The 15,228-nt window shown below is 53.5% G+C and carries 12 protein-coding genes and 1 other annotated feature; of the genes, 7 read left to right on the forward strand and 5 right to left on the reverse strand.

Translation table 11 applies throughout. From position 1 onward, the window contains the following. Positions 1–125 precede the first annotated feature (125 nt). Both AC1MKH_RS11215 and AC1MKH_RS11220 read left to right on the forward strand, forming a co-directional pair. Positions 126–968 (forward strand): GGDEF domain-containing protein, encoded by an 843-nt coding sequence (locus tag AC1MKH_RS11215; RefSeq protein WP_276224298.1) that lies wholly within the window; start codon positions 126–128, stop codon positions 966–968. A gap of 276 nt (positions 969–1,244) precedes the next feature. Beyond that, positions 1,245–2,141: a diguanylate cyclase gene (locus AC1MKH_RS11220; protein ID WP_276224288.1), complete on the forward strand. Its 897-nt coding sequence runs from the start codon at positions 1,245–1,247 to the stop codon at positions 2,139–2,141. Positions 2,142–2,409: 268 nt separating this feature from the next. Here the strand turns inward: AC1MKH_RS11220 and trpA are convergent, their stop codons facing one another. Genes trpA through AC1MKH_RS11245 form a run of 5 tightly spaced genes read right to left on the reverse strand, consistent with a single transcriptional unit; the run spans position 2,410 to position 8,950 of the window. Beyond that, a complete protein-coding gene (trpA, locus tag AC1MKH_RS11225; protein ID WP_276224286.1) occupies positions 2,410–3,219 on the reverse strand; it encodes a tryptophan synthase subunit alpha in 810 nt (269 codons plus the stop codon). After that, positions 3,219–4,412 carry a tryptophan synthase subunit beta gene (gene trpB / locus AC1MKH_RS11230; RefSeq protein WP_276224284.1) on the reverse strand — a complete coding sequence of 398 codons (1,194 nt, stop codon included), beginning with the start codon at positions 4,410–4,412 and terminating at the stop codon, positions 3,219–3,221. The genes trpA and trpB overlap by 1 nt, the downstream gene beginning before the upstream one ends. 18 nt (positions 4,413–4,430) lie before the next feature. Then, positions 4,431–5,789 (reverse strand): bifunctional indole-3-glycerol-phosphate synthase TrpC/phosphoribosylanthranilate isomerase TrpF, encoded by a 1,359-nt coding sequence (trpCF, locus tag AC1MKH_RS11235; protein WP_276224282.1) that lies wholly within the window; start codon positions 5,787–5,789, stop codon positions 4,431–4,433. Positions 5,790–5,792: 3 nt separating this feature from the next. Further along, positions 5,793–7,388, reverse strand: a complete 1,596-nt coding sequence (gene trpD / locus AC1MKH_RS11240; RefSeq protein ID WP_015964659.1) for a bifunctional anthranilate synthase glutamate amidotransferase component TrpG/anthranilate phosphoribosyltransferase TrpD — start codon at positions 7,386–7,388, stop codon at positions 5,793–5,795. Beyond that, on the reverse strand, positions 7,388–8,950 hold the full coding sequence (locus tag AC1MKH_RS11245) for an anthranilate synthase component 1 (protein WP_276224280.1): 1,563 nt from the start codon (positions 8,948–8,950) through the stop codon (positions 7,388–7,390). The genes trpD and AC1MKH_RS11245 overlap by 1 nt, the downstream gene beginning before the upstream one ends. A gap of 34 nt (positions 8,951–8,984) precedes the next feature. Further along, positions 8,985–9,079, reverse strand: a sequence feature (Trp leader region). Positions 9,080–9,263: 184 nt separating this feature from the next. On the opposite strand from AC1MKH_RS11245, the gene AC1MKH_RS11250 reads away from it, so the two are divergent. The 5 genes from AC1MKH_RS11250 to AC1MKH_RS11270 all read left to right on the forward strand — a co-directional run bounded on the left by AC1MKH_RS11250 (position 9,264) and on the right by AC1MKH_RS11270 (position 15,196). Beyond that, positions 9,264–10,154, forward strand: coding sequence for a hypothetical protein (locus AC1MKH_RS11250; RefSeq protein ID WP_327621884.1), 891 nt, complete (start codon positions 9,264–9,266; stop codon positions 10,152–10,154). A 58-nt stretch (positions 10,155–10,212) separates the two neighbouring features. Further along, positions 10,213–11,094: an RNase RNM gene (rnm, locus tag AC1MKH_RS11255; RefSeq protein WP_015964657.1), complete on the forward strand. Its 882-nt coding sequence runs from the start codon at positions 10,213–10,215 to the stop codon at positions 11,092–11,094. Then, positions 11,091–11,711, forward strand: a complete 621-nt coding sequence (locus AC1MKH_RS11260; RefSeq protein ID WP_015964656.1) for an L-threonylcarbamoyladenylate synthase — start codon at positions 11,091–11,093, stop codon at positions 11,709–11,711. Before rnm ends, AC1MKH_RS11260 begins: the two co-directional genes overlap by 4 nt. Before the next feature lie 198 nt (positions 11,712–11,909). Beyond that, positions 11,910–12,794 carry a 23S rRNA pseudouridine(2605) synthase RluB gene (rluB, locus tag AC1MKH_RS11265; protein ID WP_015964655.1) on the forward strand — a complete coding sequence of 295 codons (885 nt, stop codon included), beginning with the start codon at positions 11,910–11,912 and terminating at the stop codon, positions 12,792–12,794. Between the two features lie 209 nt (positions 12,795–13,003). Continuing rightward, on the forward strand, positions 13,004–15,196 hold the full coding sequence (locus tag AC1MKH_RS11270; protein ID WP_276224274.1) for a TonB-dependent siderophore receptor: 2,193 nt from the start codon (positions 13,004–13,006) through the stop codon (positions 15,194–15,196). Positions 15,197–15,228 lie beyond the last annotated feature (32 nt).

Here is a 15,228-nt window from a genome sequence, read left to right on the forward strand (position 1 = left end):
AGAATTAACGTCAGATTACCTATAATTGCGATAACCATTTTGCCGTAAAGCCAGCAGGCGATATCAGGAGTACGTTAATGCCGACTGAAAACAGGATGGAAAAAACGGGCGTTCAGCCAGGACGAATGGGGTGGGTGGCGATCGTTTTCGTGTTGGTTGTAGTGGCAACCGTGTTGACGGGAAAGCCGCTGGGTAATGCGCAGCAAATCCTGCGTAACCCTGGGCTCTATATTGATGGTATTGGCCTGATATTCCTTATCTTTATGTACTGGAGCGCAACGCGGGTTCGTCTTGCCCATGACGTATTGCGTTGGGTGCGCTATGGTTTTCTACTGTGGATTGCGGGCATGACGTTCGATGTGATGGACGAAATTGTTCAGCAACCCCGCTGGATGGGATTCTATTGTGAAGACATGTTGCGCCTGGCCGGAATGCTGGCGACGGCGGTCGGTGTCTATAAAATCATTCAGCGTATAAATATGTTGTATGTCGATGCGCGCTTTAAATCCCTGCGCGATGAATTGACCCAATTACCGAATCGCCGCTTTTTTATCGATACTATTCGGGAAAAGGAGGGGCGTCAGGTCTCACTGATTATTCTGGATATTGATTTTTTCAAACGCATCAACGATACCTGGGGCCATCTGATCGGCGATGAAGTGTTGTTTGCGCTGGGCAAACAATTGCTGAATTTAAGTAGCGATAGCGTGATGCCTGCTCGCATCGGCGGGGAAGAGTTCGCCATTATTGTTGAGGGGCGTTCGGCGAGTGACATGCATCTCTTTGCGCAATCGGTGCTCGAAAATGCGAGAACGATTCTGGTCAACGGCGATCAGCCGCTCTCCATCAGTATTGGGGTGGGTTCACGCGATTTGGGCGAGGCGCAGGATTCGTTTATTCGTAAGGTGGACGAGGCACTCTATCGGGCGAAGAACAATGGACGTGGCCGCATCGAGTGGGCAGAGTAAGCGCCTAATCACTCAGATTTAGATTTTTGTCGTAGAAAGACTTCCTAACCAGGAAGTCTTCATTTATTCTCGAACAGTATTGTTGTAGTTTTCCTAATATTACGAGAGTATTCGTAAGAGTTATTAATTAGATTGTATTGTAATCAGGGCCAGCTCTCCCTGTAATTAATTAAATATTGAGTGATGAATGCTATTTTTTTGTCTTTCTTGACAAAGTTTTAATTAATTATTGTTAATGTTTCACGTCACACGCTTAACGTTATTGTCGGAGGCCAGATGAACAGGAAGTTGAAAGAGATAGATGAACTCCTTACGGGGTTGAATCGTTCTGTCGGGGGGCACTATCGCTGGCTGGTGCAGGCGTTCCGCCTTATCGCAAAACGCGACGGTAGTCCGGATGACATTACCAGCCTCGAGGCACATAACTGCTGCCAGTTTGGCGGCTGGTTGAATCAATATCTGGTCACTCATACCGAAGATAAAGGTTTTTTATTAACCATTAATGATAAACATATTCGGGTGCATGAAGTTTGTCGTCAATTAGTCGATTCAGTTTTACAGAATAATATACAAGAGACACTGTTTAATGATTTTGAACATGCCCTTCAGGAATTTGTCGCGGCCATAACTGTTTATCAGACACATTTATTACAGCTACGTATAAGTTATGATGCATTAACCAGTTTACCGTTGAGAAGAATCCTGGATGAATCATTCGAAAGCCAGGTTATGGATCGCAGCAACGGCGATCTGTACGTGATGATTCTGGATATCGATCACTTTAAACGCATCAATGATAGCTACGGACATATTATTGGTGATGAAGTTTTGCGCGCCTTTGCGCAAAAATTGCAAAGCTGCACGCGCAATTATGAGCCGGTGTACCGTTTTGGCGGCGAAGAATTTATCGTGATCCTGAAGGCGAAGGGCGAGGCGGAAGCGATGGCGGCTGGCCTGCGTATCACGCGTGCAATTGAGCATCATCAGATCAGGGTTGGGCAATATGATATTCCGGTTACCGTCACCTCAGGCTTAACACGGGCAATTCCGGGGGAATTGCTGCGTATCGTGCTTGAACGTGCCGACGGCGCGATGTACGTGGGTAAACAGTCAGGCAGAAATCGCTGCATGTATATCAATGACCAGGGCTCGATTGAGCGGGTGGTGGAATAAAAAAAAAGCCCGCTGGAAGGCGGGCAAGTCATACTGGAAGCAATGTGAGCAATGTCGTAACGAATACTTGAGTGATTTGCTCAACTATTCGTTAATGAGAAAGATAATGGTTCTCATCTAAGATATCAACCCTACAGTTTGTGTTAATTGCATTTTTTCCGCATCCAAAAGAAAAAGCTGCCGGTTGGCAGCTTTTACATAGAGATAACGCTTTAAAAATGTGCCTGTATCTTGCCGGGGGCGCTACGCTTGCCCGGCCCTGGCACGATCACTTCTGACGTGTTGCCGCCTTCATAGCCTGCGCAAAGGCTTTCAACTCGGCCAGCATAACGTCGGGCTTATCAAGATTCTTCTCGATAATTTTCACCGTGGCGGAACCGGAAATCGCCCCGGCGGCACCGGCTTCAATTGAGGCATGCACCTGCTCTGGTGTAGAAATACCAAAGCCCTGTAACGGAGGCGCGGCGTGATATTCCGCCAGTTTTTCAACGAGGTGATGCAGGGGAAGCGCCGCGCGGCTGTCGGCTCCGGTCACACCCGCACGGGAAAGCAGGTAGGTATAACCGCGACCGTGTGAAGCAATCTGACGCAGCAGTTCGTCGTCGGCGTTTGGCGGGCAGATGAAGATAGGCGCCACATTATGGCGCATTGCAGCCTGGCGGAACGGGGCAGTCTCTTCAATCGGCACATCGGCGACCAGGACTGAATCAACACCCACTCGCGCACATTCCGCGTAAAATTCATCAATCCCGCGGTTAAATACCAGGTTCGCATACATCAACAGGCCGATAGGCATGGTCGGATGTTTTTGGCGAATCGTCGCCAGCATCTCAAAGCACTGCGTCGGCGTGACGTGAGAGGCGAACGCACGCAGCGTCGCACTCTGAATGGTCGGGCCGTCCGCCAGCGGGTCGGAGAAGGGAATACCCAGCTCCAGCGCATCCGCGCCGCCTTCAATCAGCGCATCGATAATCTTCAGCGATTGCTCCGGGTTCGGATCGCCGAGGGTGACAAAGGGAACAAATGCGCCTTCCTTGCGGGCGGTGAGTTCTGCAAACAGGTTGTCATAACGTTCCATCAGATTTCCCCTCGAGCTTTCAGAATATCGTGTACGGTGAAGATGTCTTTGTCGCCGCGACCGGAGAGGTTAACCACCAGAAGCTGCTCTTTCTCCGGATTTTCACGCATCATTTTCAGCGCGTGCGCCAGGGCGTGTGACGACTCCAGCGCCGGGATAATCCCTTCGTGGCGGCTGAGTTCTTTAAAGGCGTCGAGCGCTTCGTTATCGGTAATAGAGACATACTCCGCGCGGCCAATGCTGTTCAGATACGCATGCTGTGGCCCGACAGACGGGAAGTCGAGGCCCGCAGAGATGGAGTAAGATTCTTCAATCTGCCCCTCATCGGTCTGCATCATCGGCGATTTCATACCGAAGTAGATACCGACGCGACCATGTTTCAGCGGCGCGCCGTGCTCGCCGGTTTCGATACCATGCCCCGCAGGTTCAACACCAATCAAACCGACGCTGGTTTCAGTAATAAAATCGGCAAACATACCGATGGCGTTGGAGCCGCCTCCGACACAGGCGATGACGGCGTCTGGCAGACGACCTTCTTTTTCCAGCACCTGAACTTTGGTTTCTTCGCCAATCATGCGCTGGAATTCACGCACAATGGTCGGGAACGGGTGTGGGCCTGCCGCCGTGCCGAGCATATAGTGCGCGGTTTCGTAGCTGCCAGACCAGTCGCGCAGCGCTTCGTTACAGGCATCTTTCAGCGTGGCGGAACCACTGTGCACTGCAATCACTTCCGCGCCCATCAAACGCATACGGAATACGTTCGGTGACTGGCGTTCAATATCTTTCGCACCCATATAGATGCGGCACTTCAGACCCAACAGGGCACAGGCGAGCGCCGATGCCACACCATGCTGACCCGCGCCGGTCTCGGCGATGATTTCGGCTTTACCCATGCGTTTAGCCAGTAATGCCTGGCCCAGCACCTGGTTGGTTTTGTGCGCGCCACCGTGCAACAGATCTTCACGCTTCAGGTACAACGTGGTTTTGGTACCCGCTGTTAAGTTACGGCATTTGGTCAGCGCAGTCGGACGACCCGCGTAGTTTTTCAGCAGGTCGGTAAATTCCGCCTGAAATTCCGGATCTTTTTGCGCGCTGACGAAGGCTTCTTCCAGTTGACGCAGCGCAGGCATCAGGATTTGCGGAACGTACATTCCGCCAAACTCGCCGAAATAGGGGTTAAGTAACGTGCTCATTGTTGCTCCTTTCATACCTTAATATGCGCGCAGTGTCTGGAAAACCGAGGCCAGTTTGCTGGCATCTTTTACACCCGGTTGCGACTCTACACCTGAATTAAAATCCAGCCCGGCACAGCCGCTTTTGGCTGCGTCTACGCAGTTATCTGCGCCTAATCCACCTGCCAGAATCACGTTGCTGAGATCCTGTCCCTGCAACAGCGACCAGTCGAAACGTTGACCGGTACCGCCCTGACCGTTATCGAAAACGTATTTATCCACGTGATTCATATTACGCGCGGGCAGGGTTTCGCCCACGCTGAGGGCTTTCCAGATTTGCACTGTTGCCGGCAACTGAACGCGCAGGGTGTCGATATACGCCTGATCTTCATTACCGTGCAGTTGTACGGCGGCGAGCGACAGTTCACTTGCACGTGCAACGACATCGTGAACAGGAGCATTGCGGAAGACGCCCACGTAATTCAATGGTGCGGCGGCCATCACCTCACGGGCCTGTTCAGGCGTTACGGCACGAGGTGAGGTGGCAACAAAAATCAGTCCCCCGAAAATTGCGCCAGCGTCATATGCCGCCTGTGCATCCTGTGGACGCGTCAGCCCGCAGACTTTATTTTCGCCCAGCAGCACGCGGCGGACTGCCGTATTCAGATCGTCGTGCGACATCAGCGCAGAGCCAATCAGAAAACCGTTAGCAAAGTGGCTTAACTCGCGTACCTGGGCATAGGTGTTAATCCCCGATTCGCTGATCACCGTAACGTCATGGCCCAAACGCGGCGCCAGCTGGCGGGTACGGTTCAGGTCGATAGAGAGGTCGCGCAGGTCGCGGTTGTTGATTCCGACCACTTTTGCGCCCAGCGCAATCGCGCGTTCCAGCTCTTCTTCATTACTCACTTCCGTCAGCACGCCCATTTTCAGGCTGTGGGCGACGGCGGCGAGCTGACGATACTGTTCATCATCAAGGACCGAGAGCATCAGTAGACAGGCATCGGCCTGGTAAAAACGCGCCAGGTAAATCTGGTAAGGATCGATAATAAAGTCCTTACACAGAATCGGCTGGTGCGCGATTTTGCTGACGATAGGTAAAAACTCAAAATTACCCTGGAAATATTTCTCATCGGTTAACACGGAAATAGCCGATGCATAATGCTTATAGACACCTGCAATACGCGCCGGGTCGAAATCATCACGGATGACGCCTTTCGACGGAGAGGCTTTTTTACACTCCAGAATAAAGGCGGTGCGTGTGCCGCGCAGCGCATCGTAGAAACTACGCTGCGTAGGCTGAACATCATTCTGGAACGTGGCTAACGGTTGTTGTTGTTTACGGGCTTCTACCCAAATCGCTTTATCGGCTACGATTTTTGCTAACACGGTCTGCATTTTTTACCCTCTTGCCGCTAATGCGGTGACGCAATCATAGGCTGCACCGCTGCGCAGAACATCCAGTACTTTTTGTGCGTTGGCTTTTAAATCTTCATGGCCATAAAGGCGCATTAACATGGCGACGTTGGCAGCGACGGCGGACTCATGCGCTGTCTCACCTTTACCTTGTAACAAGCGCGTGAGAATGTCACGGTTTTCTTCCGGCGTGCCGCCAGCCAGCTCTTCCTGGTGGTAAGGCTTAAGGCCAAAGTCGGCGGCGGTTAGCTGATAGCTCTTGATTTCGCCCTGATTAAGCTCGGCCACGACGGTTGGCGCATGCAGTGACACTTCATCCATCCCGCCGCTATGCACCACGGCGGCGCGCTGATAACCGAGCACGCGCAGGGTTTCGGCAATCGGCAGCACCAGTTCCGGGCTGTAGACACCAATCAGCGCCAGCGGCGGATGCGCCGGGTTAATCAGCGGCCCCAGCACGTTAAACAGCGTACGGGTTTTCAACTGCTGACGAACCGGCATCGCGTAACGGAACCCGGTGTGGTATTTCGGTGCGAACAGGAAACAGACGCCCAGTTCATCCAGCGCTTTACGCGACTTATCAGCATTCATATCCAGATTGATGCCGAATGCTGCCAGTAAGTCCGATGATCCGGATTTGCTGGAGACGCTACGGTTGCCGTGTTTCGCCACTTTCAACCCACAGGCCGCCGCGACAAAGGCGCTGGCGGTGGAGATATTGATGCTATTGCTACCGTCGCCACCGGTGCCGACGATATCGGCAAACGGATAGTCCGGTCGTGGGAACGGTGCGGCGTTTTCCAGTAATGCGGTGGCCGCCCCGGCAATTTCAATCGGGCTCTCACCGCGAATTTTCATGCTGACCAGCGCGGCAGCCAGCTGCTCCGGTTTCACTTCGCCGCGAACCACGGCAGAAAAAAGCTGGTGGCTTTCCTGTTGCGTCAGGGTTTGCGCCTGATACAGTTTTTCCAGAATCGGTTGCAGGGTGTTGGTCTGCTCCAGTTTTTGCAGCGCCCATGCCAGGGTTTGTTCCAGCAGGCGTGCGCCCTGCGTGGTCAAAATCGATTCCGGGTGGAACTGGAAACCACACACGCGATCCGCATCGTGGCGAACCGCCATCACCATGCCGTTAAAGTGCGCGTTAATGGTTAAGCCCGCGGGAATATTGCTGCCAACCAGCGAGTGGTAGCGGGCGACTGGCAGCGGATTGCTCAGCCCGGCAAACATTGCCTGGCCGTCGTGTTCAATGCTTGACGCTTTCCCGTGCAGGATTTCACCAGCCTGACCAACGTAGCCGCCATAGGCTTCGACAATCGCCTGATGTCCGAGGCAGATACCGATAATCGGCAACTTGCCACGCATGCGGGTCAACAGTTCCGGCATACAACCGGCTTCGGACGGCGCGCCAGGGCCTGGCGAGAGCATCAGCACCGGGTTTTTCATGGTGCCCAGACGTTCAATTAACGTTTGAGCGGGCACATGGTTGCGATAAATCACCACGTTGTGACCGTTGGCGCGTAGCTGATCTGCAAGGTTATAGGTGAATGAGTCGATATTATCGAGCAGCAGAATGTCAGCCATCAGAAAATCTCCTGTGCGTGGTGTGCGGTCGCGATAGCGCGCAGTACCGCGCGTGCTTTATTACGTGTTTCATCGGCTTCGGACTGGGGAACAGAATCCAGTACCACGCCTGCGCCAGCCTGAACGGTGGCAACGCCGTTTTCAACGAAGGCGGAGCGGATCACAATGCAGGTATCCAGATCGCCGTGAGCGGTGAAGTAGCCAACCGCGCCGCCGTAGCTGCCGCGACGCTTGCCTTCTGCGCCAGCGATAAGTTGCATTGCGCGAACCTTCGGTGCGCCGCTCAGGGTGCCCATGTTCATGCAGGCGCGATAGGCGTGTAGCACGTCGAGATCTTTACGCAGCTCGCCGACAACGCGAGAAACCAGATGCATGACGAAGGAGTAACGGTCAACTTTGGTGAGGTCCGCCACATAGCGGCTGCCCGGTGTACAAATGCGCGCCAGGTCATTACGCGCGAGGTCAACCAGCATCAGATGCTCCGACAGCTCTTTATGGTCGGTGCGCATTTCCAGCTCAATGCGGCTATCAAGGTCGCGGTCCAGAGAACCGTCTGCGCGACGACCGCGTGGGCGGGTACCGGCAATCGGGTAGATCTCAATCTGGCGGCTGGTGGCTTCATATTTCAGCGAGCTTTCCGGTGAAGCGCCGAACAGGGTGAAGTCGTTATCCTGCATGAAGAACATATACGGGCTTGGGTTGCTCTTTTTCAGAACATCATAAGCGGCCAGCGGCGACGGGCAGGGCAGTGAGAAGCGACGAGACGGCACCACCTGGAAAATTTCCCCGGCGCGAATCGCTTTTTGCATTTTGCGCACCACATCACCGTACTCTTCATCACTTTGATTGGTCTCGCAGCGCATCTGTTCAACAGTTTCCACCGGCAGAGCCGCAGGTGGCTCGTTCAGTTGTTGACGCAGCTCCGCAATGCGTTGCAGCAGACGGTCTTTTTCGCTTAATGATGGGGTGAACAGGCTGGCCTGAATGCGCGTGTTTTTGGTCTGGTGGTCAATCACCAGCAGGGTTTCCGCCAGGTAGAAGCAGTAGTCCGGGCAGGAGGTGTCGCTCTCAAGCGTTGGCAGGTCTTCAAAACCGGCCACCAGGTCATAAGCGAACAGCCCGCCAAAGAACATTGCATCGCGTTCGTCTTCTGGCAGCGTCACCAGCGTTTGCAGCAGGCGGAACGCGTCAAATACAGAAAGTGAACACAGACGCGCATCTTCATCCAGCAATTGACTGACTGCCGGGAAAGTCAGCACGCGGCCGCTGGCCTGATGCTGGTTGTCAACACCCGCTGGCAGCGCCGCATCCAGCAGCGGCAGCAGTGACGCGCCGTTTTCGGTTAGCGCCTGAATGGTGACAGTGTCACCGAGTGCGGTAATACGCAGCGCACTGTCGACCAGTAGCAGGCTTTTTAAATCGTTTTTACTGTCGATATCCGCAGATTCCAGCAGCAATGTCGCCGGGCGTGAACCGCATAACTGATGAAACAGCGCGGTGGGGTTTTCACGATAAATCGCGTCACTGGTCAGAAGCTCAAGCGTTGGTTTTGGTGTTTGCATTGTTTGTTTCGCCTGTTCTGTAAAATAAGTGTTCAATAAAAAGCCCGCTCAGTGGCGGGCCGGGTATCTGTTTGCATAATGCAGACGTGATGACACTGCCCGTTATCTGGGAGTGCGCCACCAACCATGCAGTACATTGATTTTCGTCTTCATTTGCCGATACCTTGCTTAAGTGAACTTGCGTACTAGTTAACTAGTTCGAGCTGGGCTTGTCAACGCTTTTTCACGCTTAAAGCGAGATTGAGAGTAAAATAGCGGTAGACATTACAATTGATAGGGAACATCAATGTCTGCCTCACTGAAAATCAAGCATATGCTGTTCATTATCCTGCTGGCGGGTGCCAGCGGTGGGTTATGTCTGCGCTATGCCGATCGAACGGTGGATGCCATTTACATTTCTCCTGATGATGTGAAGTTGACGCTGCGCGGAGAGATTCCGGCACAGACAGCGTTGCAGATCACTGCGGAGTACGGCTCTGCATCGTGTAGCGGGGAAGAATTATTGCGTGAAGCGGGGCCGGACAACGACTACCGTTCAACGTCCACGCTTTCTCGCACCTTTCGCGTAGAAGAAACGGCCCATACTTATCAGGTCGATTTACCGCTCGATGACTTTGGCAAATGCGCCTGGCATTTACAGTCGATAACAACGCAGTTTAGCTGGCAGTTCGCACCGCCCCGAATGATGCTGGTGAACGCTCAATTTGATATTGAACGCTGTACCAATGATAGCCAAATAAATCTGCCGCCGTGCAGGCCTAATGACCCTTTCCGCCCCGTTATTTACACACTTCGCCACGAATCGGACGCCGGTTCATGGGATGAACTCATCACCATCGATCCGTCCGGTGCGTTGGCGTTAAAGCCTGCCGAAACGGCACGTTGGTTGCCTGCGCAGCCCAGAACTCTATTCGTCGATGTGGATCAAAAAACGGCGGTGAATTTAACGCTGGTACTCAAACCGGAATACGTGGTGCGTCTCATCGAAAATGCGCATGGCAACGAGAACACGGTGATTTATCCCGATGGCACGACCTGGTTTTATGCCACGTCGCTGAACACGTCGCCGCCTGCAGGAGCACATACAGGCGATCAAATGACATTGTATAGCCCGTATCGAAATGAAGCGTGCCTCAACACTCTTCAACAACCTGCGAAAGGTGTACAAAAAGGCCCTTTGCGGGAAAATGATTATTGTCGTTAATGCTTCCTGTGGTGTAATTGCCCGCTGAATTGAGCCATTAAGATGTACGGGAGCCGTTTTGAGCGACACAACATACGCAGTGATTTACGATCTTCACAGCCATACCACCGCCTCTGATGGTCGACTGACGCCGGAAGCGCTGGTGCATCGCGCCGGAGAAATGCGCGTAGGTACGCTGGCGATCACCGATCACGACACTGTCGATGGCATCCCTCTGGCGCAGGCAGAGATCGCGCGTGCCGGGCTGGCGCTGAACTTAATTACCGGCGTTGAGATTTCGACGCTGTGGGAAAATCATGAAATTCATATTGTCGGCCTGAATATTGATATTGCGCATCCGGCCTTAACCGCCTTTCTGAATCAGCAAAAAGCGCGCCGCAACGAGCGGGCGGCGATGATAGCCGAGCGTCTTGAGAAAGCGCATATTCCCGGCGCGCTGGAAGGCGCACAGCGACTGGCCGACGGCGGTGCGGTAACGCGCGGGCATTTCGCCCGTTTCCTGGTGGAGCAGGGGAAAGCGAACACCATTGGTGATGTGTTTAAAAAATATCTCGCGCGCGGGAAAACGGGATACGTTCCGCCACAGTGGTGTACAATAAGGGAAGCTATTGATGTCATTCATCATTCAGGCGGCGTGGCGGTAATGGCCCATCCGGCTCGTTACAACCTGTCTGCCAAGTGGCTGAAAAGATTGCTGGCCCACTTCAGTGAACAGGGTGGCGATGCGATGGAAGTCGCGCAGTGCCAGCAGGCGCCACACGAGCGCGCTCAGCTTGCAACCTATGCCCGAGAATACGCGTTACTGGCCTCGCAGGGTTCTGATTTTCATCAACCCTGCCCATGGATAGAACTGGGCCGTAAGCTGTGGCTACCCGCCGGGGTAGAGGGCATCTGGCAACGCTTCGAGACGCCACAGAATTCTACTGAGAGGGAAGTATGAGTCAGTTTTTTTACATCCACCCGGATAACCCGCAGGCGCGACTGATTAACCAGGCGGTTGAGATCGTGCGCAAAGGTGGGGTGATTGTCTACCCAACCGATTCCGGCTACGCGCTGGGCTGCAAAATTGAAGATAAAGGCGCGATGGAACGCATCTGTCGTATTCGTCATCTGCCAGATGGCCACAACTTTACGCTGATGTGCCGCGACTTGTCCGAACTGTCGACCTATTCTTACGTCGATAACGTGGCGTTTCGCCTGATGAAAAACAACACGCCGGGCAATTACACCTTCATCCTGAAAGGGACGAAAGAGGTGCCGCGCCGTCTGTTGCAGGAAAAGCGTAAAACCATCGGCATGCGCGTGCCGTCTAACCCCATCGCCCAGGCATTGCTGGAAGCATTAGGCGAGCCAATGCTTTCGACCTCCCTGATGCTACCGGGCAGCGAATTTACCGAATCCGATCCGGAAGAGATTAAAGACCGTCTGGAAAAAGTGGTCGATTTGATTATTCATGGTGGTTATCTGGGCCAACAGCCGACCACGGTCATTGATTTAACTGACGACGCGCCAGTGGTGCTGCGTGAAGGCGTGGGCGATGTGAAGCCGTTCCTGTAAACGTGAATAAACCAGATGAATCTTTTCATCAGAAATTCATGTAAGATACGCGGCCACGAATTATTGTTATGGCGCACGTGGTGCGCCATTTGACGTGTAAAAGATACCTTTCAATGAGTTAGGGTTTAACTGAACTTAACGCATTGTTTTTGAAAGTATACCCAGACGCCTGTGAAGGCGACACCGGAAGGAAGCTCTATGAGCGATAAAAGCGAAAAACTGCAAAAAGTGCTGGCGCGTGCCGGCCACGGCTCCCGTCGTGAAATCGAAGCGATTATTGAAGCGGGGCGCGTGAGCGTCGACGGCAAAATCGCCAAACTCGGCGATCGCGTTGAAGTGATCCCTGGCCTTAAAATTCGTATTGATGGCCATCTGATTTCCGTTAAAGAATCCGTAGAACAAATTTGTCGCGTTCTGGCTTATTACAAGCCGGAAGGTGAACTCTGTACGCGTAACGACCCTGAAGGTCGCCCAACCGTATTCGATCGTCTGCCAAAACTGCGCGGCGCGCGCTGGATTGCCGTCGGTCGTCTGGACGTCAACACCTGCGGCCTGCTGCTGTTCACCACCGATGGTGAACTGGCAAACCGCCTGATGCACCCAAGCCGTGAAGTTGAACGTGAATACGCGGTGCGCGTGTTCGGCCAGATTGATGACAGCAAAGTGCGCGAGCTTTCTCGTGGCGTACAGCTCGAAGATGGCCCGGCGGCGTTTAAAACCATCAAGTTTACCGGTGGGGAAGGCATCAACCAGTGGTACAACGTGACACTGACGGAAGGCCGTAACCGCGAAGTGCGTCGTCTTTGGGAAGCCGTTGGCGTGCAGGTTAGCCGCCTTATCCGCGTTCGCTACGGCGATATCCCGCTGCCAAAAGGCCTGCCGCGCGGTGGCTATACCGAACTCGATCTGGCGCAGACCAACTACCTGCGTGAGCTGGTTGAACTGCCACCTGAAACGGCTTCAAAAGTGGCTGTTGAGAAAGACAGACGTCGCATGAAGGCGAATCAGATTCGCCGCGCGGTGAAACGCCATAGCCAGGTGAGCAACCCGCGTCGTGGTGGGGGAAGCCGCAGTAACGGTTAATCACTCTTCTGATTATCAAACCGGGCAAACAGTAATGTTTGCCCGGTTTTTTTGTGCCTGACATCCCGCCTTCACAAAATCTATCGATTTGATTGTTTCTTACGCAAAAAAGGAGATGTGAAGGAGATTCCATGAATCATATGTGAAATGCGAATAATTATCATTAGTATGCGCACTTGATTTTATGATTCATGACAGGGAATGATGGAATGTATACTTCTGTAACAACACGAAAAAAACCAATTGCTCTCTTTTTAGCCAGCCTGCTGAGTACCAGCGCGTGGGCCGCCAACGAGGAGCCGACAGAATCGCTTGCCGATAACGAAACCATGATTGTTACCGCTGAGCAGGAGCTCAAGCAGCAGCCAGGCGTCTCTACCATCACCGCTGAAGATATCCAGAAAAGCCCGCCGGTGAACGACCTCTCCGACATCATCCGCAAAATGCCTGGCGTTAACCTGACGGGAAACAGTGCCAGTGGTAGCCGTGGCAACAACCGCCAGATCGATATCCGTGGCATGGGGCCGGAAAACACCCTGATTATGGTTGATGGCGTACCGGTGACATCGCGTAACTCTGTGCGTTACAGCTGGCGCGGGGAACGTGATACGCGCGGTGACACCAACTGGGTTCCGGCGGAAATGGTTGAGCGCATCGAAGTGATTCGTGGCCCGGCGGCGGCGCGCTATGGCTCCGGTGCGGCGGGCGGGGTGGTGAATATCATTACCAAACGTCCGACCAACGACTGGCACGGCTCGCTCTCTCTGTTCACCAATCAGCCGGAAGACAGCAAAGAAGGCGCGACCAAACGCGCTAACTTTAACCTGAGCGGACCGCTGGCCGGAGATGCGCTGACCATGCGTCTGTACGGCAATCTGAACAAAACGGACGCTGATGCCTATGACATCAATACCGCCCAGAACGGTTCCGCTGCTGCGGGGCGTGAAGGCGTGCGTAATAAAGATATCAACGCAGTCGTATCGTGGAAAATTACCCCGTTGCAGATTGTCGACTTCAGCTATGGCTATAGTCGCCAGGGGAATATCTACGCGGGCGATACTCAGTACAGCAACAGCAACGTCAGCCCAGGCGGGTTAGTGCAGACGCTGTATGGTGACGAAACCAACCGCATGTACCGCCAGAACTACGGCATCACCTACAACGGCATCTGGGACTGGGGAACGTCGAAACTCAATTTCAACTACGAAAAGACCAACAACACGCGTCTGGATGAAGGCTCCACCGGTAAAGTGGAAGGGATGATCAACAGTGATGATTATTCAACCAGCCGTCTCGAAAGCTATCGTGCCGGTGGCGAAGTGAACTTCCCGCTCCAGTTGCTGGTGGATCAAACCGTCACGCTGGGCGCGGAGTGGAACCGTGATGAACTGAACGATCCTGCCTCGATGACGGCGACAGATAGCACGGGCGTAACGGTGGGTAATGTCTCGGGCAGCGCCAGCGACCGCAGCAGCAAAAACAGTTCAACCATCAGCTCTCTCTATTTTGAAGATAACATTGCCGCGACGGACAGCACCCAGGTTCTGCCCGGTTTGCGTTTTGATTATCACGACACTTTTGGAGCCAACTGGAGCCCGAGCCTGAATATTTCGCAGGGCTTAGGCGATATGTTCACCCTGAAAGCGGGGATCGCGCGGGCGTTTAAAGCGCCAAACCTCTATCAGTCTACTGAGGGATATCTGCTCTCTACGCGTGGCAATGGTTGCCCGGTCGGGGTTAGTACCGGTAGTTGCTTCCTGTTAGGTAATGAAGACCTCGATCCGGAAATCAGCGTCAACAAAGAAGTGGGGATTGAGTTCCATGACAACGGCTATGCGGCAGGGGTGACCTGGTTCCGCAACGATTATAAAAACAAAATCGTGGCAGGGGATGATGTGGTGGGTTACGCCTCAAATGGTGCCAATATCCTGCGTTGGGAAAACGGCGGTAAAGCGATCGTTGAGGGTCTGGAAGGCAACCTGACCATTCCTGTGCTGCGCGATGTCCTCGAGTGGCGCACCAACGCAACCTATATGTTCCGCTCCGAAAGCAAAAAAACCGGTAACCCACTCTCGGTTATTCCGGAATTTACCATTAACTCGCAGCTCGACTGGCAGGTCACCGACAAACTGGATACCACATTAAGCTGGACACAGTATGGTCGTCAGAAGCCGCGCCAGAATGCGGAGATCCGCAACGAAGCGGGTGAGATGTCGAACCGTGAAATCAGCCCGTACTCCATTTTTGGCCTGAACGTCAATTACGACATCACCAAAAACCTGCGCGCCAATGCCGGGATCAACAATCTGTTTGATAAACGGGTTTATCGCGAAAACGACGGTGCATCAACGTATAACGAACCAGGCCGCGCGTACTACGCAGGCGTAACCGTCTCGTTCTAAGCCGTACCGCCGGAAAGGTTCACCTTTCCGGC

Source organism: Pseudocitrobacter sp. CD920760 (assembly GCF_057782505.1).